The organism is Peptoniphilus senegalensis JC140, assembly GCF_000321025.1.
GTDB lineage: Bacteria > Bacillota > Clostridia > Tissierellales > Peptoniphilaceae > Peptoniphilus_A > Peptoniphilus_A senegalensis.
This window is the reverse complement of the sequence record NZ_HE610718.1, coordinates 707,210-726,759: the sequence shown is the minus strand read 5'-3', so window position 1 is coordinate 726,759 and position 19,550 is coordinate 707,210. Positions and strand designations below refer to the sequence as shown.

The 19,550-nt window shown below is 33.6% G+C and carries 18 protein-coding genes and 1 riboswitch; of the genes, 3 read left to right on the top strand and 15 right to left on the bottom strand.

Annotated features, from left to right (window positions below):
• Position 1: 1 nt before the first annotated feature.
• Both rlmH and PTSHG_RS07905 read left to right on the top strand, forming a co-directional pair.
• On the top strand, positions 2–484 hold the full coding sequence (rlmH, locus tag PTSHG_RS07910) for a 23S rRNA (pseudouridine(1915)-N(3))-methyltransferase RlmH (protein ID WP_019108359.1): 483 nt from the start codon (positions 2–4) through the stop codon (positions 482–484).
• A 9-nt stretch (positions 485–493) separates the two neighbouring features.
• A complete protein-coding gene (locus PTSHG_RS07905; RefSeq protein ID WP_019108358.1) occupies positions 494–874 on the top strand; it encodes a hypothetical protein in 381 nt (126 codons plus the stop codon).
• A 44-nt stretch (positions 875–918) separates the two neighbouring features.
• Here PTSHG_RS07905 and PTSHG_RS07900 read toward each other — a convergent pair whose 3' ends face one another.
• The 7 genes from PTSHG_RS07900 to hisS all read right to left on the bottom strand — a co-directional run bounded on the left by PTSHG_RS07900 (position 919) and on the right by hisS (position 7,255).
• Positions 919–1,674, bottom strand: coding sequence for a ZIP family metal transporter (locus tag PTSHG_RS07900; protein WP_019108357.1), 756 nt, complete (start codon positions 1,672–1,674; stop codon positions 919–921).
• A 96-nt stretch (positions 1,675–1,770) separates the two neighbouring features.
• Positions 1,771–1,986 carry a hypothetical protein gene (locus tag PTSHG_RS07895; protein WP_019108356.1) on the bottom strand — a complete coding sequence of 72 codons (216 nt, stop codon included), beginning with the start codon at positions 1,984–1,986 and terminating at the stop codon, positions 1,771–1,773.
• Between the two features lie 8 nt (positions 1,987–1,994).
• Positions 1,995–2,534 carry a M48 family metallopeptidase gene (locus PTSHG_RS07890; RefSeq protein WP_019108355.1) on the bottom strand — a complete coding sequence of 180 codons (540 nt, stop codon included), beginning with the start codon at positions 2,532–2,534 and terminating at the stop codon, positions 1,995–1,997.
• Between the two features lies 1 nt (position 2,535).
• Entirely contained in the window at positions 2,536–3,723 is a 1,188-nt protein-coding gene (gene cls / locus PTSHG_RS09390; RefSeq protein ID WP_238318764.1) for a cardiolipin synthase, read from the bottom strand.
• Complete coding sequence (locus PTSHG_RS10140; RefSeq protein WP_238318755.1) at positions 3,720–3,998, bottom strand: PLD nuclease N-terminal domain-containing protein; 279 nt, start codon at positions 3,996–3,998, stop codon at positions 3,720–3,722. Before PTSHG_RS10140 ends, cls begins: the two co-directional genes overlap by 4 nt.
• A 12-nt stretch (positions 3,999–4,010) precedes the next feature.
• A complete protein-coding gene (typA, locus tag PTSHG_RS07880) occupies positions 4,011–5,834 on the bottom strand; it encodes a translational GTPase TypA (protein ID WP_019108354.1) in 1,824 nt (607 codons plus the stop codon).
• 113 nt (positions 5,835–5,947) lie between these two features.
• Positions 5,948–7,255, bottom strand: coding sequence for a histidine--tRNA ligase (gene hisS, locus PTSHG_RS07875; RefSeq protein WP_019108353.1), 1,308 nt, complete (start codon positions 7,253–7,255; stop codon positions 5,948–5,950).
• A gap of 281 nt (positions 7,256–7,536) precedes the next feature.
• On the opposite strand from hisS, the gene PTSHG_RS07870 reads away from it, so the two are divergent.
• Positions 7,537–8,760 (top strand): sodium/glutamate symporter, encoded by a 1,224-nt coding sequence (locus PTSHG_RS07870; protein ID WP_019108352.1) that lies wholly within the window; start codon positions 7,537–7,539, stop codon positions 8,758–8,760.
• Positions 8,761–8,841: 81 nt separating this feature from the next.
• On the opposite strand, the gene PTSHG_RS07865 is transcribed toward PTSHG_RS07870, so the two are convergent.
• The 8 genes from PTSHG_RS07865 to PTSHG_RS07830 all read right to left on the bottom strand — a co-directional run bounded on the left by PTSHG_RS07865 (position 8,842) and on the right by PTSHG_RS07830 (position 19,415).
• On the bottom strand, positions 8,842–10,326 hold the full coding sequence (locus PTSHG_RS07865) for an aldehyde dehydrogenase family protein (RefSeq protein ID WP_026088873.1): 1,485 nt from the start codon (positions 10,324–10,326) through the stop codon (positions 8,842–8,844).
• Between the two features lie 293 nt (positions 10,327–10,619).
• A complete protein-coding gene (locus PTSHG_RS07860) occupies positions 10,620–11,348 on the bottom strand; it encodes an amino acid ABC transporter ATP-binding protein (RefSeq protein ID WP_019108350.1) in 729 nt (242 codons plus the stop codon).
• A gap of 1 nt (position 11,349) precedes the next feature.
• On the bottom strand, positions 11,350–12,120 hold the full coding sequence (locus PTSHG_RS07855; protein WP_019108349.1) for an amino acid ABC transporter permease: 771 nt from the start codon (positions 12,118–12,120) through the stop codon (positions 11,350–11,352).
• A gap of 17 nt (positions 12,121–12,137) precedes the next feature.
• Positions 12,138–12,992 (bottom strand): transporter substrate-binding domain-containing protein, encoded by an 855-nt coding sequence (locus PTSHG_RS07850; RefSeq protein WP_019108348.1) that lies wholly within the window; start codon positions 12,990–12,992, stop codon positions 12,138–12,140.
• A gap of 106 nt (positions 12,993–13,098) precedes the next feature.
• A riboswitch (Lysine riboswitch) is annotated at positions 13,099–13,266 on the bottom strand.
• Between the two features lie 192 nt (positions 13,267–13,458).
• Positions 13,459–15,216: an S-layer homology domain-containing protein gene (locus PTSHG_RS07845; RefSeq protein ID WP_019108347.1), complete on the bottom strand. Its 1,758-nt coding sequence runs from the start codon at positions 15,214–15,216 to the stop codon at positions 13,459–13,461.
• Between the two features lie 176 nt (positions 15,217–15,392).
• Complete coding sequence (gene clpB / locus PTSHG_RS07840) at positions 15,393–17,972, bottom strand: ATP-dependent chaperone ClpB (protein WP_019108346.1); 2,580 nt, start codon at positions 17,970–17,972, stop codon at positions 15,393–15,395.
• 20 nt (positions 17,973–17,992) lie between these two features.
• On the bottom strand, positions 17,993–18,919 hold the full coding sequence (locus PTSHG_RS07835) for a DnaJ C-terminal domain-containing protein (protein ID WP_019108345.1): 927 nt from the start codon (positions 18,917–18,919) through the stop codon (positions 17,993–17,995).
• Positions 18,920–18,992: 73 nt separating this feature from the next.
• Entirely contained in the window at positions 18,993–19,415 is a 423-nt protein-coding gene (locus PTSHG_RS07830; protein ID WP_019108344.1) for a hypothetical protein, read from the bottom strand.
• Positions 19,416–19,550 lie beyond the last annotated feature (135 nt).

The window sequence follows — 19,550 nt, the reverse complement described above, 5'->3', positions numbered from 1 at the left end:
TATGATAAATATTAATTTAATTGTACTTGGCAAAATCAAGGAAAATTATTTTAAAGATGCCATAAATGAGTACAAAAAAATGCTTAAATCTTATGCGGATTTAAGCATTTTTGAAATTATGGACGAGCCTTGCCCCGAAAACTTATCAGAAAAAGACATAGAAAGAGTTAAAAATATTGAGGGCGAAAAAATTTTATCCAAGATAAAAGATGGCGCCTATGTAATTGCCCTTGCCATTGAGGGAAAGAGCCTTGACTCTGTCGCCTTTGCAGATAAAATTAATAAACTCATGATTGACGGCTACTCAAATATAACTTTTGTAATCGGCGGCAGCCTTGGCTTATCTGATGAGGTTTTATCTAGGGCTGATTACAAGCTAAGCTTTTCAAAGATGACCTTCCCCCACAAACTCATGAGGGTTATTTTAATGGAGCAAATTTACAGGGCATTTAGAATAATAAATAACCACCCCTACCACAAGTGAGGCGATAAAATGATTTTTTCCTTTGACTCTTACATGATAAATGTAAATACTTACAAGACAGAAGAATTTATGAAAAAATTAAAGGCAGTTGATGATTTAATTTTAGATGAAAAAATAATATCCACCCTAGAGAAAATATCCCTTGACTACAAAAAGCCAAGCTACATAAAAAAACTTGGGAACAAATTAATTTTAAAATATCACGCAGTGGGCGAAATAATCTCCTACGGTGATGTTAGGACAAATAGTAATTTGAAATTCATTGATGGCATCCACCCAATTTATTTTTTAGAGGATGCAGAAATTTATTTTACAGAAGCAGTGGAGATGCGGGAAGATTCTCTCGATGAAAACTCCTTTGAAATTAATATAAAGGCAAAGATAAAATAAAAAAATACCTCATGACTAAAAAAGTTGTGAGGTGTTTTTGCTTCTTAAATTAAGGCATCTAAAAACATCATGAGAATAAAGCCAAAGATTACGCCATAAGTTGCGGCTCTCTCGTAGCCATTGTTGTGTGTCTCTGGTATTATCTCATCGCTAATTACAAAGAGCATGGCTCCTCCTGCTAAGGCGAGGATAAATCCAAGTGTCGCTGAAAAAATTGACACAAGCCAAACTCCCAAAAATGCTCCAATTGGTTCAACTATTCCCGTTAAAGTTGCTATGGCAAAACCCTTCTTGCGAGAATAGCCTTCTCTCACAAGGGCTAGGGCAACGGCTAGTCCTTCTGGCATATTTTGAAGGGCAATTCCAAAGGCAACAGAAAGTCCATTGGACATGTTGTCTCCACCAAAGCCAACTCCTGTTGCAAGTCCTTCGGGAAAGTTGTGAATTGCTATTGCTATTACAAAGAGCCAAATTTTGGATAAATTTTTTACATTCATTCCCTCATGTTTCTTCTCTATTAAATGTTCGTGAGGTGCATACCTATCTATTAAATCAAGTATAAGCGCACCGCAAAAAATTCCCAGTCCCGTAACTAGAACTCCCATCTTGCCTTCGCCTGCTTCAAGGCTTGGTATAATAAGAGAAAAGCAAGTTGCAGCAAGCATTACTCCTGCAGCTGCTGCAAGAAGTACATCTAGAAGCTTTTGGCTGACATCTTTTGCAAAAAATATTGGGATTGCTCCAACCCCAGTCATAAGTCCTGGCACTATACAGCCAAGTATTATAAAAGTTAAATTCATTTTCTCACCTATTTTTTATTATAACACAAAGCTTAAAATTTTTACTGCACTAAAAAAGCACGCCCACGCGTGCTAATTTTATTTAATAAAATATATTTACAAACTATTTACTGCTCTTTTTATTCCACCTACAAGCTCGTTGAAGAAATTTGAAACTCTATCAAAGAGATCCCCAAGGTTGAAATTTCTTATTCCATCTATTATTTGGTTCTTATCAATTTTCTGATTTCCAACAAATATTGAGATATTAAAAAGTTTCATTAGAATTATCACCAGTGCGATTATTCCTATTATTTTTAATGCTTTTTTCATTCCATCACCTATCTCTTTAAGTTTCTTTCAATCTCTTCATAATTTGGCATATACTTTTTGCACTCTTCTCTAAATTTTTTGTCATGATAAAAGTATTTGAGGTGGATAAGCTCGTGAAGGACAACTGCTTCTATCTCTTCTAGAGGTCTCGATGCTAAGTAAAGATTTATCTTTATGTCGCCCCTCTTGGGATAGCAAGTGCCCCATCTCACTTTCATCTTTCTTATCTCATAAGAATTTGGACTTAAACCTGTGAGAGCTTCGTATCTTGGAAAAATTTCTCCAAGAACTTTTTTTAGCTCTCGCCTATATATTTCTTCCAAGTCTTCTTCTGATGTAAAGTTTACTTTTTCGCCAAATAAATTATTTTTGTATCTATTTCGACTTTCATCAGCAAGCTTCAATTTCTCTATGACATCTTTATTGGTCTCAAGAAGTTTCTTTATTTCTTTTTCACTTGCCCTAAGTGGCGCTGATACTTTTATTATACCATCTTCTACTTTTATCCGAAGACTTTTTATATTTTTTCTCTTTATTTCTATTTCCATTTTATAAAAGTGGTGCTAAAAGTCTTGAGATTGCCTCTCTAAATTTAGTAAACCTTGACCTATTTTTATACATTTCCGGCGTGATTTCTGTACAAGACTTCAAATCTTCTTTGAAATCTTCCTTTAATTTTTTATTAATCTCTTCATCATATAAAAAGGCATTTACTTCAAAATTCAATTCAAAGGAACGTATGTCAAAATTTGCTGTACCTACACTTGATAAATAATCATCTGATATTACTACCTTTGTATGGAGAAAGCCGCCTTCATATTGATACACGTGTGCGCCCCACTTTAATAGTTCTCCCATAAAGGAAAGTGATGCCCAGTGAACGAAAACATGGTCTCTCTTTTTAGGGAACATCAAGTGAACTTCAACTCCAGATAGGGCAGCAACCTTTAGGGCCTTTAGAAGTCCTTCATCTGGCACAAAGTAAGGTGTCTGAACATAAACCTCTTTTTTTGCAGATGTTATAAGTTTTTCGTAGCCGTTTCTTATGGAGTCTGCCTTGGTATCTGGCCCACTTGTGACAATATTTATGTCAATTCCATCTTCTATTTCTGGAAAAATTTCTGTTGTAAATCCTTTGGTGCGTTCATTTGAAGCAAATTTAAAATCCAAGAAAAATCTCCAAGCAAGTCCATTAACTGCTGGACCAACTATCCTAAGATGTGTATCTCGCCAAAATCCCATTTTCCCCTTTGAAACATATTCATCTCCAACATTAAAGCCACCAACATAGCCAATTCGCTTGTCTATAACTACAATTTTTCTGTGATTTCTAAAATTTATGTGAGTGTTTAATTTGTCAATTATTCCAGGGAAAAATACTCCAAATTTTACTCCTGCCTCTTTCAGCCTATTTCTATCTTTTATTTTCATGTTCCTAATGCCCATTCCATCTACTAAAAGATATACATCAAGACCTTCTTTTGCCTTTTCAATTAAAATACTTGTAAATTCTGATGACAATTCATCAGATTTGTAGATGTAGTATTGGACATAAATTGTTTTCTTTGCACTTCTTAAATCTTTAAATAATTCTTTAAATTTATCTTTTCCATCATTGAAAATTGTTACTTTATTATTTGTATAAAGTAACTCATCTTCTGCTTTGTTAAACATTTCAATCATGGGAATGTAATCTTTAGTTCTCTCATTTGAATAGACAAATTCATCATTTTTTATTTCAATAAGTTGTGTTTTTGATTTTTTTTTAAAATTTTATCAGCTCTGTTTTTTCCGTCAAATATCCTGGACTTTGATATGTCTTGCCCTATAAAAAGATAGAGAATAAATCCTATTACTGGTAAAAAATTTATAGCCATTACCCATAAAAGTGTTGATGTTGGTTTTTTATTGTCGTACAAAATTATAAAAGCAGATATTAATACATTTGCTACGAATAGGAAAGAATAAACTTGGGCAAAGTTCTTTAACATTTCAAAATATGCGCTAAGCATGGAACACCTCTATTATTTATTTTTCTTTGATTTGTATCTTTGTTGTGAATCTAGGATTTTCTTTCTAAGTCTAAATTCATTTGGAGTAATTTCTATAAGCTCATCATCTTCTATAAATTCAAGGGCTTCTTCAAGGCTCATCTTTCTAACGGGAGAGAGTCTTAGGGCATCGTCTGAACCTGAAGCTCTGACATTGGTTTGTTTTTTTGCCTTTGTTACAGAAACTTCAATTTCAACTCCCTTTGGAGATTCGCCAACAACTTGACCCTCGTAGACATCTTCTCCTGGTTCTACAAATAGAGTTCCACGCTCTTGAGCATTGTTAAGTCCATAAGTTGATGCAGTACCAGTGTCAAAAGAAACTATAGAAGCATTAACTCTCCTTGGAATTTCGCCCTTAAATGGCACATAACTTTCGAAGATAGAATTTAAAATTCCACTTCCCTTTGTGTCAGTCATAAATTCAGTTCTGTAGCCAATGAGTCCCCTTGAAGGAATAATAAATTCAAGTCTTTGATAACCACCATTTGGCTCAATTATATTTACAAGCTCGCCCTTTCTTCTTCCAAGTTTTTCTATGACAGAGCCCGCATAAATACTATCTACATCAATTGTAACCCTTTCAGTTGGTTCTAACTTCTTACCATTTTCATCATACTTATATAAAACTTGTGGCTTGGAAACTTGGAATTCGTAACCTTCACGTCTCATGTTTTCAATTAGTACAGAAAGATGAAGTTCTCCTCTTCCACTAACCTTAAAGGAATCAGTTGTGTCTGTTTCTTCAACTCTTAGACCAACATCAGTTTGAAGTTCTCTATTAAGTCTTGCCTTAATTTGTCTCGATGTCAAAAACTTGCCAACTCTTCCTGCAAAAGGCGAATTATTTACAGAAAAATTCATTGAAATAGTTGGCTCAGAAATTTTTACAAATTCAAGAGCTTCAGTGTCTTCAGTGGATGTAATAGTGTCTCCAATGTTAATGTCTTCAATTCCTGTAACTGCAATAATTGAACCTGACTTTGAAGACTCAACTTCCACTCTGTTAAGACCTTCAAATTCATAAATTTGTGTAATCTTAATACTTTCTTGGAAGTCTGGTTTAGTCTTATTTACTCTAACAAGTTTGTCATTTTCTTTAATTATACCTTGTTCAATTTTTCCAATACCAATTCTTCCAACATAGTCATTGTAGTCAATTGTTGAAATTAAAAGTTTGAAAGGTTCTTCGTCTTTATTCTCTGGTGCTGGAATGTATTTTATAATAGTTTCAAAAAGTGGGTCCATTGAAGTCATCTCATCATCTAAATCAAGTGCTGCGATGCCTTGTTTAGCAGATGCAAAAACAAATGGGCATTCAAGAACATCGTCATCTGCACCAAGTTCAATAAATAAATCAAGAACTTCATCAACAACATCAAGAGGTCTAGCTTCTGGTCTGTCTACTTTATTTATGCAGACAATAACTGGAAGATTAAGCTCAAAAGATTTTTTCAAAACAAATTTTGTTTGAGGCATTGGACCTTCAAAGGCATCTACAAGTAGTACAACACCATTTACCATTTTAAGCACACGTTCAACTTCTCCACCGAAGTCAGCGTGTCCCGGTGTATCAATTATGTTAATTTTAACACCATTGTGGTTTACGGCAGTGTTTTTTGAAAGGATAGTTATACCTCTCTCCCTTTCAATGTCATTGGAGTCCATGACTCTTTCGTTTACTTGTTGATTATCTCTAAAAATTCCTGATTGTTTTAGTAGTGCATCTACAAGTGTAGTCTTGCCATGATCAACATGGGCAATAATTGCTATATTTCTTATATCTTCTCTTTTCAATTTCTCATCTCATTTCTTCAAACTTCTATCCTATTTTAATCTTAAATAAAAAAAAGTGCAACATAAGTTGCACGATTTATTGTATTTTTTAAGCTTTTTCAAAGGAGTCGCAGTCACATACTAAATTTTTCAACTAACTCATCAAAAGTAACTTCTTCCTGATCTCCACTCTTCATATCCTTTAAGCTGTATCTTCTATTTTTAATTTCTTCTTCGCCAAGGACAATTACATAAGGCACCTTAGTTTGGTCTGCGTACTTAAACTTTTTCTTTAGCTTAGCAAATTCAGTATAGACAGAGACCTTTACGCCCTTTTCCCTTAGCTCATTTAAAAGTCTTATGCCATCATGTAAACAGTCATCCATTGGAATAATCAATAAATCAACTAGAGATTTTTCTTCACTGGAAATTATTTTTGCTTCATTTAATTGATAGAAAAGTCTTGAAAGTCCAATGGAAATTCCAACTCCAGGAAGAACTTTGTCAGTGTAGTAACTTGCAAGGTCTTCATATCTTCCACCAGAGCAAACTGAGCCAATCTTTGGATAATTGTCAAGAGTTGTTTCATAAACTGTTCCTGTGTAATAGTCTAGCCCTCTGGCAATTTTTAAGTCGATGTCAAAACAATTTTCGTCTATGCCAAAATCTCTCATATAGCCAACCACTTCAGTGATTTCAGAAAGACCTTCTTGGAAGATTTCATCTTCTATCTTTAAATCATTTAAAGCTTTAATAATTTCATCTGTGCTTCCCTTAATTTTTATAAACTCTAAAATCTTTTCGCCCTTATCCTTTTCTACTCCAAGTTCAGCAAGTTCAGCTAGGACATTTTCTTCGCCAATTTTGTCAATTTTATCTACAATTCTCAAAACATTCATAGAATCTTCAATGCCAAGAGAGGCAAAGAAACCCTTTAAAATTTTTCTATTATTTAAGTGAATTGTAAAATCAGTAAAGCCTAAATCCTTAAATGTGTGATAAATTACAACTGGAAATTCTGCATCATTTACTAGAGACAAGTCTCCCATTCCAATTGTGTCAATATCACATTGATAAAATTCTCTAAAACGTCCCTTTTGAGCTTTTTCTCCCCTATATACCTTTCCAATTTGGTATCTCTTAAAAGGAAAAGATAAGTCATTCATGTGCTCCACTGTATATCTTGCAAGAGGAACTGTCAGGTCAAATCTTAGACTCATATCTGTGTCGCCCTTAGAAAATCTATAGATTTGTTTTTCAGTTTCTCCGCCGCCCTTTGCTAGTAGCACTTCAGATTTTTCTATTACTGGCGTATCTATTGGCAAAAATCCATGTTTTTCAAAATTTTCTCTTATTATATCTCTCATTTCATTAAAGAGAATTTGATCTTTTGGGAGTAGTTCCATAAATCCCGGAAGAGTTGAAGGTTTAACTATGCTCATGATATCACTCCTAATTTTTATTTTAATTTTTAGCATTTGTTATATTTATTAACTTTATTTTATCACATATAATTTACTTTTTGTACTTTTGCATGATATTAAATAAAAGTATTTTATCTTTTAAAGAGCATACTTTTATTCATCTTAAATTTTTATATAGAAATTTATTAACATTTTTTGACTCTATGCCTTTTTTATTTTATAATGATTAAGGCTGAAAAACATAATGATAACTATACTCATTATGTTATCGACCAGAAATTTTTTTTGGGAGGAAAAAAATGGAAAGAATAACTTTAGAATTTGGTATGTTCGAAGTTCTACTTCTTGCTGTCATCGGTATTTACATTGGAGATTTTCTAAGAAAGAAATTCCCTATTCTTGTTAAATACTGTTTGCCATCAGCTGTAGTTGGAGGAACTATAATTTCTATAATTACAATGATCTTATACTACGCAGGAATTATGGAACCAAACTTCGACTTCAAAACAGTCAACACATTATTTTACTGCTTGTTTTTTGCTGCAAGTGGAGCAGCAGCCAGCCTTTCACTTTTAAAACAAGGTGGAAAATTAGTAGTAATCTTTGCCGTTTTAGCTGCAATTCTTGCTGCTTGTCAAAACGCACTTGCTATTGGAGTAGGTAATTTACTTCACGTTCATCCGCTTATCTCTATGATGACTGGTTCAATACCTATGACTGGTGGCCATGGAAATGCAGCAAGTTTTGCACCAATAGCTGTTGAAGCTGGTCAAAAGGCTGCTATGGAAGTTGCTATTGCATCTGCCACTTTTGGACTTATTGCTGGTTCACTTCTTGGAGGCCCTTATGGTAACTTCTTGGTAAAAAGATTTGGCTTTGAAAACCCTGAACTTGACAACCAACAAAACACAATTGTTGATACTGCAAAAACTGTTATGATGAATAAGAAAAATGTAATATCAGCTGTAAATATGCTAGTCCTTGCTTGTGGTATTGGAGAATTATTCTTCTTAGCTCTACAACACTTTAACATCAATATTCCTATCCACGTAAACTGTATGCTTGGTGGTATTATCGTGAGAATATTCCTTGATAAAACAAATAGAACTAATGATAATATATTAGAAGCACTTGACACAGTTGGAGACTTTTCCCTTGCACTATTTGTTTCAATGTCAATTGTTACAATGAAATTGTGGCAACTTGCAGACTTAGGAGGACAATTAATTGTTCTACTATTAGCACAAGTTGTATTAATTTTACTATTCACTTACTTCTTGACATTTAGACTTCTTGGCAAGAACTACGACTCAGCAGTAATGGCAGTAGGGCATCTTGGATTTGGTACAGGAGCTGTTCCAGTTTCAATGACTACAATGAAAACTGTTTGCGACAAGTATAGATATTCTAAACTTGCCTTCTTCGTTGTACCAGTAATCGGTGGATTTATTTCAAATCTTACAAATGCCCTTATCATTACAAAATTCTTAGATATAGCCATGAAGATGGGCGCAGGTATGTAAAATTTAATAAAATTTTAAGCATTTTAAATGGGCTAATAGTTTTTACTACTAGCCCTCTTTTTATGCCTTATTTTTTTATAATTAGTAAAGTCCTGATGGTTTTTCAGAAGTGTTGATGAAAATATTTTTAACTTGTGAATAAGCATCAAGCATCATCTTGTGGTTTTCTCTGCCAATACCAGATGTCTTGTAGCCGCCAAAAGGTGCTCCTGCAGGAAGTTGGTTATAAGTGTTAACCCACATTCTTCCAGTTTCAACGCCTCTTGCAACTCTAATAGCCTTATTGATGTCTCTTGTCCAAACTGCACCTGCTAGACCATAGTCAGAGTCATTTGCCATTTTTATAACTTCATCTTCATCTTTGAATTTGATAATTACAGCAACTGGTCCAAAGATTTCATCTCTTGCAACTTTCATATCATTGTTTGCATTTGTAATAAGAGTTGGCATAGTGAAGTAACCATTTTCTGTGCCATTCTTTGTAGCTTTTTCGCCACCAACAGCAATTGTTGCTCCTTCTTTTTTAGCAACTTCTACATATCCGAGAACTTTTTCAGTTTGTGATTTATTTACTTGTGCACCAACTTGAGTGTCTTCTTCCCAAGGAAGTCCAACTTTAATGCCTTCAAACTTTTTGATTGCCCTTTCAATAAATTCATCATAAATATTTTCGTGAACAAAAACTCTTGAACCTGCACAGCATACTTGACCTTGATTAAATAAAATTCCCATAGCAAGTCCGTCAATGGCAAGGTCCATATCGCAATCATCAAAGAATATATTTGCAGATTTTCCGCCAAGTTCTAGTGTAGCTGGAATTAATTTATCTGCTGCTGCACTTGCAATCTTGTAGCCAACTTCAGTTGAACCAGTGAAGGCAAGCTTTGATAGACCTTCGTGATGTTGTAAATATTCTCCAGATTTTGAGCCAGAGCCTGTTACTACATTGATAACTCCCTTTGGCACTACATCTTTAATTAACTTCATAAGTTCAAGTAGTGAGAGTGAAGTAGTTGAAGATGGTTTAATTACAACAGCATCGCCTGCTGCAAGAGCTGGAGATAATTTCCATGCTGCCATCAAGAATGGGAAGTTCCATGGAATAATTTGTCCAACAACTCCAAGAGGTTCACGAAGGACAATTGATAAAGTATTTTCGTCAATTGCATTGGCAGTCCCTTCTTCTGCTAAAATTGCACCTGCAAAGTATCTAAAGTGTTCAGATGCAAGTGGTAAATCAACATTTCTTGTTTCTCTAATTGGCTTGCCATTGTCTAAAGTTTCTACCATTGCTAGGTGCTCAGCATTTTCATCAATGATATCGGCAATTTGATTTAAAATTTTTGCCCTTTCATATTTGTTTGTCTTTTTGTAAGCATTGAAGCCTTCCCATGCAGCTTCTACAGCTCTATCTACATCTTTTTCAGATGCTTGAGCAATACTAGCTAAAAGTTCACCATCAGCAGGACAAAATGTATCAAGAGTTTCTCCATTTTCACTATCAACAAATTCTCCACCAATAAATAGTCCGTATTTTTTATCTAAATTAATTTTTGGTTTAGTCATAATATACTCCTTATCTTTATTTAATATATCATAAATATCTTGCATATAAGAAATACCCCTCATAATTAATTTAAAACGTATAATATTTTTTTAACAAAGTTTTATCTTGTGCTAATTTTCTCTTTAATCTCTAAAAAATTGCAATAGGAAAACTTATCTTTATACTAAAAAATTTTTCAAATCAGAAAGTTTTTATTAATCTATAAAAATTTTATAAGTCATAAAATTATTTTTAATCTATAAAATTTTACAAAAAATAAAAGCCCTCTCGAGCTTTTAAAGTTTATAATTTTTTATAAGACCATGGATAAAAATTCCTTTGCCCTCTTAGTTTTTGGATTTGCAAAAAATTCCTTTGAATCTTCATCTTCTGCTATGACGCCCTTGTCCATAAAGAGAACCCTATTGGATACATCTCTTGCAAAACCCATCTCATGAGTTACCACAAGCATAGTAAGCCCTTCCTTGGCAAGCTCTTTCATTACATTTAAAACTTCATTTACCATCTCTGGATCAAGTGCAGAAGTTGGCTCGTCAAATAGGAGAACTTCTGGGTTCATGGAAAGTGACCTTGCAATTGCAACTCTTTGCTTTTGTCCTCCAGAAAGTGATGTTGGCTTTGCATCTTTGAAGGCATACATACCAACCTTTTGTAAAAATTCTTCTGCAAGCTTTACTGCCTCATCACGAGATTTTTTTAAAACTTTTACCTGTCCTATTACACAATTTTCAAGGACACTCATATTATTAAAGAGGTTAAAGGATTGAAATACCATGCCAACCCTTGTCCTGTAATTATTTATAGAGATGTCATCTAAAATATTTTCTCCATGATATTTTATTTTACCTCCATCAGGCTCTTCCAAAAGGTTTATACATCTAAGAAGTGTTGACTTTCCTGAGCCAGATGAACCAATAATTGAAACAACTTCGCCCTTTTCTACTTTAAAATTTATATCCTTTAAGACTGAATTGTCTCCAAAACTTTTTTCCAAATTTTCTATTTCAAAAATGTATTCCATCTCACACCTCTTCTTCTACTTCTATGACTTCAGCTGTTGACTGTGAGCCATAAATCTTGTAATGTCCATCTCCGTCCATTTTCTTTTCCACAAACTTCATTGCTTGGCTCACTGTTATAGTTAAAACAAGATATATTAAAGCTGTGATAAAGAAAACTTCGAAGTATCTTAGATAAGTCCCCGCTGCCGATTTTGAAATAAAGAATAATTCTGAAACAGAAATTACATTTAAAACAGATGAATCCTTTATGTTTACAATAAATTCATTGCCCACAGATGGAATTATGTTTCTAACAGCTTGTGGAAGTACAACTTCTGTCATAGTTTGCCAATGAGTCATTCCTATGGAAAGTGCTCCTTCAGTTTGACCCTTGTCTACAGAAATAATTCCCCCTCTAATAATTTCAGCCATATAAGCTCCAGTATTTACAGATACAATTATAAGGGCTGAAGGCATGGCTGCCATGTTTAAATTAAAATATTGAAGGGAGCCATAATAAAACATCATAGCTTGTACCATCATTGGAGTTCCCCTAATTACTTGAATGTAAACTGTGATTATGGCATTTACAATTTTTAGAAGTCCCCTCTTAAAGGCTGATGATTTTTTATTTACTTTTATTGTTCTTACAATTGCTATTAAAAGACCTATTAAGAAACCAATCAATGTGCCAACAACGGCAATTATAATGGTATTAATAGTTCCCTCAACAAAGAGGGAACCATATTCCTTTATTAAAAATCTAATCCATCCAAAAAAACTTTCTGGCATCTTTTTTCTCCTATATTTTATTCGCTAAGTGGTTGATTAGCTACTGCATCTTCCATTATGCTTTGTCTTTCTTCTTCAGAAATTTTTGAAAGTGCATCATTAACTTTATTTAAAAGTTCTTCATTACCTTTTTTAACACCAATGGCAATTGATGTATCTTCAACAGTTGCCTCAAATCCATTTCCTTCTTCAAATTCTACAAAAGTTAAATCATTATTTGCAGAAGTAGCAGAAACTGCTCCTGGTCTTTCAGAAACATATCCGTCAATCTTTCCACTTCTAAGAGCAACTACCATTGCTGGGAAAGTTTCAAGAGCTGTTGACTTATTTACTCCTTCGATTTGGTCAATTACTTCATAATGGAAAGTGTTAAGTTGTCCAGTTATATTTGCACCCTTAAAATCTTGAAGTGACTTTGCATTTGCATAAGGCGAATCTTTTTTAACTACAATTACAAGGTCTGATGTGTAATAAGTGTTTGAGAAGTCAATAGTTTCTTTCCTTTCAGCAGTTGGGCTCATGCCTGCGATAATTAAATCAATCTTTCCTGAAGTAACTGCAGGAGTAAGACCATTCCATTCAGTTTTTACAATTTCAAGTTTCTTGTCCATAGATTCAGCAATTTTCTTTGCGATTTCAACATCATAACCACCAGCGTAACCACCAGATGCAATTGGATAGCCATGTTCCTCACCAGTTTGTGTCCAGTTAAAAGGTGCATAATCACATTCCATTCCAACTTTTAAAGTGTCAGAATCTGCTGGTGCAGCAGCTGCGCCTCCATCACCCTTTGGATTACAAGCTGTTAAAAACATTGTGCTTGCTAAAGCGCCTACAAGTAAAACTTTTGCTACATTCTTTCTTAAATTCATGATATACCTCCGTAAATTCTCGGTGGCTATAAAAAGTAATAAAAAAAAACAGTCTGGAAAACCAAACTGTTAAAGATGTCTAATAAAATATAAGACAAAGTATTTAACTTTAGATAGCTCCCCACATATTTGTGACAGTCATGCAAATATTGTTTGCATGCCCAGCATATTAACTTACCATTAATACACTTCGGCGAAATTTCCTTTCATCTTTCTTCGTCGCATGGTCTTGCTCCAAAAGACTACTGATAAAGTTCGCACCTCTATCGTATTTTTCAATACAATGTATTTAATTGTTTCATCAATTATATATATGAGAATTATAAAAGTCAAGCACTTTTTTAATTTTTATTGAACTTTTTGTTTTTCGCGTAAAATTATAAAATCTAATTAATAAAATATCTAAAATTTTTCTCCATAAATAATAAAAAATAAGACTCCACTAGGGAGCCTCATTATCTTGAATTTATTTCCACATATCAACTTCTGAAGTTGAGTTTAGTCTTTCTCTGTTGTGAGTGTTTGCTGCGTCAAGAATGTTGTAGTAAGCCCAGAATCCTTCATTTACATCTGAAAATTTATTTAAAGCTGATTTATTAACATTATTAAGTGAATTTGCTGTTGTGTTTCTGTTAAATACAGAGTTTAAAATTGTAACAGCTTCTGCTCTTGTAATTTTTGCATTTGGCTTGAAGCTTCCATCAGGGTAACCACTTACATTTTTGTTGCCATTTAATTTGTCAATTGCGTCCTTTGCCCAGTGGTCTTTAACATCTTGGAAGTCAGAAGAAGATTTCTTTTCAGTCTTAACATATCCAGAAATCATTTGTGCAAATTCTGCTCTTGTAATACTTTCATTTGGCTTAAATGTTCCATCAGGATAACCAGAGATTAGTCCCTTTGCAACAACATAGTTAATTGCCTTTGAATACCAATTGTCACTTGCATCAGAAAATCTTGTTGCTGAGCTTGTGCCAAAGTCAGCACCACCATTTAAAAGTGTAGCAAACATTTGAGCTGCTTCTGCTCTTGTAACATTTGCTTGTGGTTTAAATGTTCCATCAGGGTATCCCTTGATGTAAGAAATTGCTTTAACTTCTTCAACTGCATTCTTTGTAACCTTGTATTCAATCTTAGAAATGTTTCCTGATTTATCTTTAGCTTCAACCTTTATAGTTTCGCCAGCAATTAAGGCTCTGTCCAAAAATACAGTAAATACTCCAGAATTATTTACAGTGATATTTCCAAGTTTTCTGTTGCTTGCATCATAAACTGTAATTTCATCTTCTGCATTTGCAGTTCCCTTTACAAGTTTTTGACCTTCAAGTGCTTCTGTAATCTTGAATTTTTTATTTTCAACAGTTTTTGAATCTGTGTAAAATTTTAAATCATTAACTTCTCTGTCATAGATACTATCGCTTAATGTTGCTGAGAAATATGAATTTTTGTCAGTTCTAAAGTTTCCAATTTGTTTGCCGCCAAGATAAACTCTTATATTTTCAAAAGGATGGTTTTTGATATATCCTGTCAAAGTTCTTCCAACAAGTCTTAAATCTGTTGCAGAAACTTTTGTGCCAGTGATGTTTCTATAGTTGTCGTTTTTAATTTCAACTTCTCTTGATTCATTTAATCCATCTCTTGCTACTACAGAATAAGTTTCTCCTTCTTTAAGATCTACCTTAATCTTAAAATCACCTCTATTATCTGCATATCCTATTCTTTCATATCCTCTGTCATAGCTATATCCATATCCATATCTTGAACTAACTCTCTTTATATATATGTCAGCTTTTGCAGAAGTATAACCTGTCAAATATGTTCCATCATATCTTACACTTGAAAGTGAAAGAGTTTCGTATCTTCTTTTTCTTTCAGCTTCTTCTCTTTCTCTCTTTTCTCTATCTTCTTTTTCTTTTTTTAATCTATCCGCTTCTTCTTTAGCCTTTCGAGCTTCTTCTCTTGCTTTTTCAGCTTCTTTTATTGCTTTTTCTTTTTCTTCTCTTGCTTTCTTTTCAGCTTCTGTTTCTGTTTTTCCAGCTTCTCCTGTTCCTGTATTTCCAGATCCACTTCCTGTGCCTGGATTTTGAGGGTCGGTTACTGCTGGGGGAGTAGTTTGTCCTTGTGTATTTGGTTCGTCATTATTTGCAAAAGCAGATACAGGTATTGATGCTGCTAATACTCCTGCAAGCGCAAGTGTTAAATATTTCTTACTATATGGTTTCATTTAATAATTTCCTCCTAAATAAAATATCTTTTTTTACTATGTTATTGAGTTTAAATCTCTTTTGTGATAAAAAAGTGATAAGAATTAGATATTTAGCCAATTTAATATTTTCTTAACAATTTGTAACAGTCTCGACATAAAAAGGACCTGCCTCAGCAAGTCCTCTATCAATTTAATTATTTAACTTTTACAGACAAATCATCAGCCTCTACGCCAACTAAAATAGTATCTCCATCCATGACATCGCCCTTAATAATCATCTTTGAAATTTTTGTCTCAAGAGCGTGACCAATATATCTCTTAACTGGTCTTGCACCATATTGTGGACTAAAGGATGCCTTTAGAATAAATTCTAGGGCAGAATCTGTAACTTCAATTTTAATTTCTCTGTCTTCAAGTTTTCTTTCAACTTCTTTAATGCTTTGTTTGATGATGTCGAAAATTTCATCTCTTTGAAGTGGTTTAAATAAAACTACTTCGTCAACTCTATTTAAAAATTCAGGTCTAAAGGTACTTCTAAGGTCACGCATTACTTCTTCTCTTGAGTCTTCAGTTATTTGTCCGTCAGGACCAATTCCATCAATTAAGAAATGGGAGCCAATATTTGATGTCATAATTATAACTGTGTTTTTAAAGTCCACAGTTCTTCCTTGGTTGTCAGTAAGTCTTCCGTCATCAAGAACTTGTAGAAGAATATTAAAGACATCTGGATGAGCCTTTTCGATTTCATCAAATAAAATTACTGAATAGGGTTTTCTCCTTACAGCTTCAGTAAGTTGTCCGCCTTCATCATAGCCAACATATCCTGGAGGAGAACCAACAAGTCTTGACACAGAGTGTTTTTCCATGTATTCAGACATATCAATTCTAATTAGATTTCTCTCATCATCGAAAAGAGTTTCTGTAAGAGCCTTTGCAGTTTCAGTTTTACCAACACCGGTTGGTCCCAAGAAAATAAAAGACCCAATAGGTTTATTTCTATCTTTAAGTCCTGCTCTCGCCCTTAAAACAGCATCAGAAACAACTTCAATTGCCTTATCTTGACCAATTACTCTCTTGTGAAGAATATCTTCTAAGTTAAGAAGCTTTTCTCTTTCAGTTTTATTTAATTTTTCAACAGGAATTCCTGTCCATCTGCTTACAACATAGGCGATTTCATCTTCTGTAACTTCTTCCTTAACCATAGAAGATTCATCTTTCTTTTCTGATTCTTTTTTTGCAAGTTCTTCCTTTAATTTTGGAAGAGTGCCATATTTTAATTCAGAAAGTCTTTCTAAGTCGTAATTTCTTTCAGCTTCTTCAATGGCATGATTTGTATCTTCAATTTTTTTCTTGATCTCCTTAGTTGAATCAAGTTCTTTCTTTTCAGCTTCCCATTTTGATTTCAATCTGTCAAATTCTGCCTTTTCTTCAGAAAGTTCAGCTTGAAGTTTTTTAAGCCTTTCAGCACTTGCATCATCAGTTTCCTTTTTTAGTGCTTGGTTTTCAATTTCAAGTTGCAAAATTTTTCTTCTAACTTCATCAATTTCTGTTGGCATTGAGTCTATTTCTGTTCTTAGCATTGCGCAAGCTTCATCCATTAAGTCTATGGCCTTATCTGGCAAAAATCTATCAGTTATATATCTATCAGATAAAGTTGCGGCAGCAATTACTGCAGAGTCAGAAATTCTTATGCCGTGATAAATTTCATATTTGTCCTTTAAACCACGAAGAATTGCAATTGTATCTTCAACAGTAGGCTCTTTAACCATGACTTTTTGGAATCTTCTTTCAAGAGCTGGATCCTTTTCAATATATTTTCTGTATTCATCAAGAGTTGTTGCACCAATTGCATGAAGTTCTCCACGAGCAAGCATTGGCTTTAAAAGGTTTGATGCGTCCATAGCGCCATCAGTTTTTCCTGCACCAACAATATTGTGAATTTCGTCGATGAATAAAATTATGTCGCCTTCAGATTTTTTCACTTCATTTAGGACAGCCTTTAATCTCTCTTCAAATTCACCACGATATTTTGCCCCAGCTATTAGAGCTCCCATATCTAGAGAGAAGACAGTTTTATTTTTAAGTCCTTCAGGCACATCTTCAGACACAATTCTTTGAGCAAGTCCACCAGCTATGGCAGTTTTACCAACTCCAGGAGGACCAATTAAAACCGGATTGTTCTTTGTTCTACGAGATAAAATTCTTATAACATTACGAACTTCTTCATCACGACCAATTACAGGATCAAGCTTGCCATCACGAGCAAGTTCAGTTAAATCTTGTCCGTATTTTTTTAAGGCGTCATAAGTTCCTTCAGGATTATCTGTAGTAACATGTTGATTGCCCCTAATTTTTTTAAGAGCATTTAGAAAACTATCAGCATCAATTTTATGTTTGTTAAAGATTGAAGATGAATCAGTTCCCTTCATGTTTAAAAGTCCAAGATAAATGTGCTCAACAGAAAGATATTCGTCGCCCATTTTTTTCATAAAGTCTTCTGCCTTTTGGAAAAGCTCTCTATAAGAAGAGTCGGCATATACTTCTGCACCTGATTGTTTAGGAAGTCTTTCAATAACCTTTAAGAGTTCACTTTTTATCATGTCAGGATTTTTTTCCATATAAGTTAAGACCCTTGGTATAAGTCCTTCTTTGTCATTTAAAAGTGCATAATTTATGTGAATTTCTTTTACCTCAGGATTGCCGTATTCCTTCGCAATATTATATGCGCCTTGAACGGCTTCAAGGGATTTTTGAGTAAATTTTTCAAAATTCATAAAAACACCTCATTTACATTTTATTTATTTAAATTTTGTAATTCTTTATATAATTTTATTTGATCATCAGATAATTTCTTTGGATTTATGATATTAAAGATAACATAGAGGTCGCCCACCTTGCCCTTTAAATCTTTAAAACCCTTGGAAGGAATTCTCATTTTATTTCCTCCAACAAAACTTTCTGGAATTTTTAATTTTAATTTGCCATTTAAAGTTTCCACAGTCTTGCTGCTGCCAAGAGCCGCATCCCATGGATAAATATTTTCAGTCTTAATAATGTCAAGTCCATCTAGGACAAGATCCTTTTGGTCGCGAATATTAATCTTAAAGAGAATATCTCCAGGAAGACCAAACTTTTCGCCATTGACCTTAATCTTTTTGCCACGAGTGATGCCCTTTGGAATTTTTACAGCAACGTCATATTCCTTATTATTGTAAGTAAGGCTCACATTTTTCGTAGTTCCTTCATAGGCATCCCTAATTGATATAGAAAGCTCAGATTCAAACTTGTTTCTGGACTTGTTGGAAGACTTGCCTCTTCCTCTTCCAGACAAATCTCCAAAAATATCATTTATATTAAAGCCACCAGAGAAATTTCTCCCTCCGCCAGACCTTGATGAGCCGAAAATGGTTTCGAAGAAGTCAGAAAAATCTGCGCCACTTCCACCAGTAGTATAAGTGTAACCATATTGAGAAGGGTCAAAATCATATCCAGAGCTAAAGTCATAATTAGAGCCAAAAGTATCATATTTTTTTCTCTTATCCGCATCAGACAAAACCTCATAAGCTTCAGAAACTTCCTTAAACTTCTCTGCTGCAGCCTCATCTCCTTGGTGTAAATCTGGATGATATTTTTTTGCCAATTTCCTATAGGCTGATTTAATCGCCTTTTCATCTGCATCTTTAGAAACTCCAAGGATTTCATAATAATCTTTGTATTTCAATTTGTAACCTCCTCATATCTATTTAAAATCAAATTACTCTCTAACTTAATTATATCCAAATTTTCTTAATTTATTATATTGAAAGTTTGTTTATAAAATTAATAATTTGACTAATTTTATTATTAATATATATCTTAAAATTTTGCTTTTGCTTTGCTTTGCTTTGTTTTGCTTTGTTTTGTTTTGCTTTGCTTTGCTTTGTTTGTTTTGTTTTGCTTTGTTTGTTTTGTTTTGTTTTGTTTTGCTTGTTTTGTTTTGTTTTGCTTGTTTTGTTTTGTTTTGTTTTGCTTGTTTTGTTTTGTTTTGCTTGTTTTGTTTTGCTTTGCTTTGTTTGTTTTGTTTTGTTTGTTTTGCTTTGTTTTGTTTGTTTTGTTTTGCTTTGTTTGTTTTGTTTTGCTTTGTTTGTTTTGCTTTGCTTTGTCTTTGCCCTCGCCCTCGACTTCGGCTTCGGCTTCGGCTTTCTAGGCAAAATTTCAAAAATCAAAAACTTTGTCAAAGTCCTCAAATTTTCTTTGACTATCTTTGACTATTTAATTATACAATATCGTTAGCACTCTTGCAAGTACTCTGCTAATTATTTTTTTAAACTTTTTATAATCATAACCACAGGCTAAGCCGGTGGTTTGTTTTG

Coding starts and splice junctions, on each gene's coding strand:
- rlmH (WP_019108359.1), top strand. CDS start 2: ATGATAAATATTAATTTAATTGTACTTGGCAAAATCAAGGAAAATTAT.
- PTSHG_RS07905 (WP_019108358.1), top strand. CDS start 494: ATGATTTTTTCCTTTGACTCTTACATGATAAATGTAAATACTTACAAG.
- PTSHG_RS07900 (WP_019108357.1), bottom strand. CDS start 1,674: ATGAATTTAACTTTTATAATACTTGGCTGTATAGTGCCAGGACTTATG.
- PTSHG_RS07895 (WP_019108356.1), bottom strand. CDS start 1,986: ATGAAAAAAGCATTAAAAATAATAGGAATAATCGCACTGGTGATAATT.
- PTSHG_RS07890 (WP_019108355.1), bottom strand. CDS start 2,534: ATGGAAATAGAAATAAAGAGAAAAAATATAAAAAGTCTTCGGATAAAA.
- PTSHG_RS10140 (WP_238318755.1), bottom strand. CDS start 3,998: ATGCTTAGCGCATATTTTGAAATGTTAAAGAACTTTGCCCAAGTTTAT.
- hisS (WP_019108353.1), bottom strand. CDS start 7,255: ATGAGCATAGTTAAACCTTCAACTCTTCCGGGATTTATGGAACTACTC.
- PTSHG_RS07870 (WP_019108352.1), top strand. CDS start 7,537: ATGGAAAGAATAACTTTAGAATTTGGTATGTTCGAAGTTCTACTTCTT.
- PTSHG_RS07865 (WP_026088873.1), bottom strand. CDS start 10,326: ATGACTAAACCAAAAATTAATTTAGATAAAAAATACGGACTATTTATT.
- PTSHG_RS07860 (WP_019108350.1), bottom strand. CDS start 11,348: ATGGAATACATTTTTGAAATAGAAAATTTGGAAAAAAGTTTTGGAGAC.
- PTSHG_RS07855 (WP_019108349.1), bottom strand. CDS start 12,120: ATGCCAGAAAGTTTTTTTGGATGGATTAGATTTTTAATAAAGGAATAT.
- PTSHG_RS07850 (WP_019108348.1), bottom strand. CDS start 12,992: ATGAATTTAAGAAAGAATGTAGCAAAAGTTTTACTTGTAGGCGCTTTA.
- PTSHG_RS07845 (WP_019108347.1), bottom strand. CDS start 15,216: ATGAAACCATATAGTAAGAAATATTTAACACTTGCGCTTGCAGGAGTA.
- clpB (WP_019108346.1), bottom strand. CDS start 17,972: ATGAATTTTGAAAAATTTACTCAAAAATCCCTTGAAGCCGTTCAAGGC.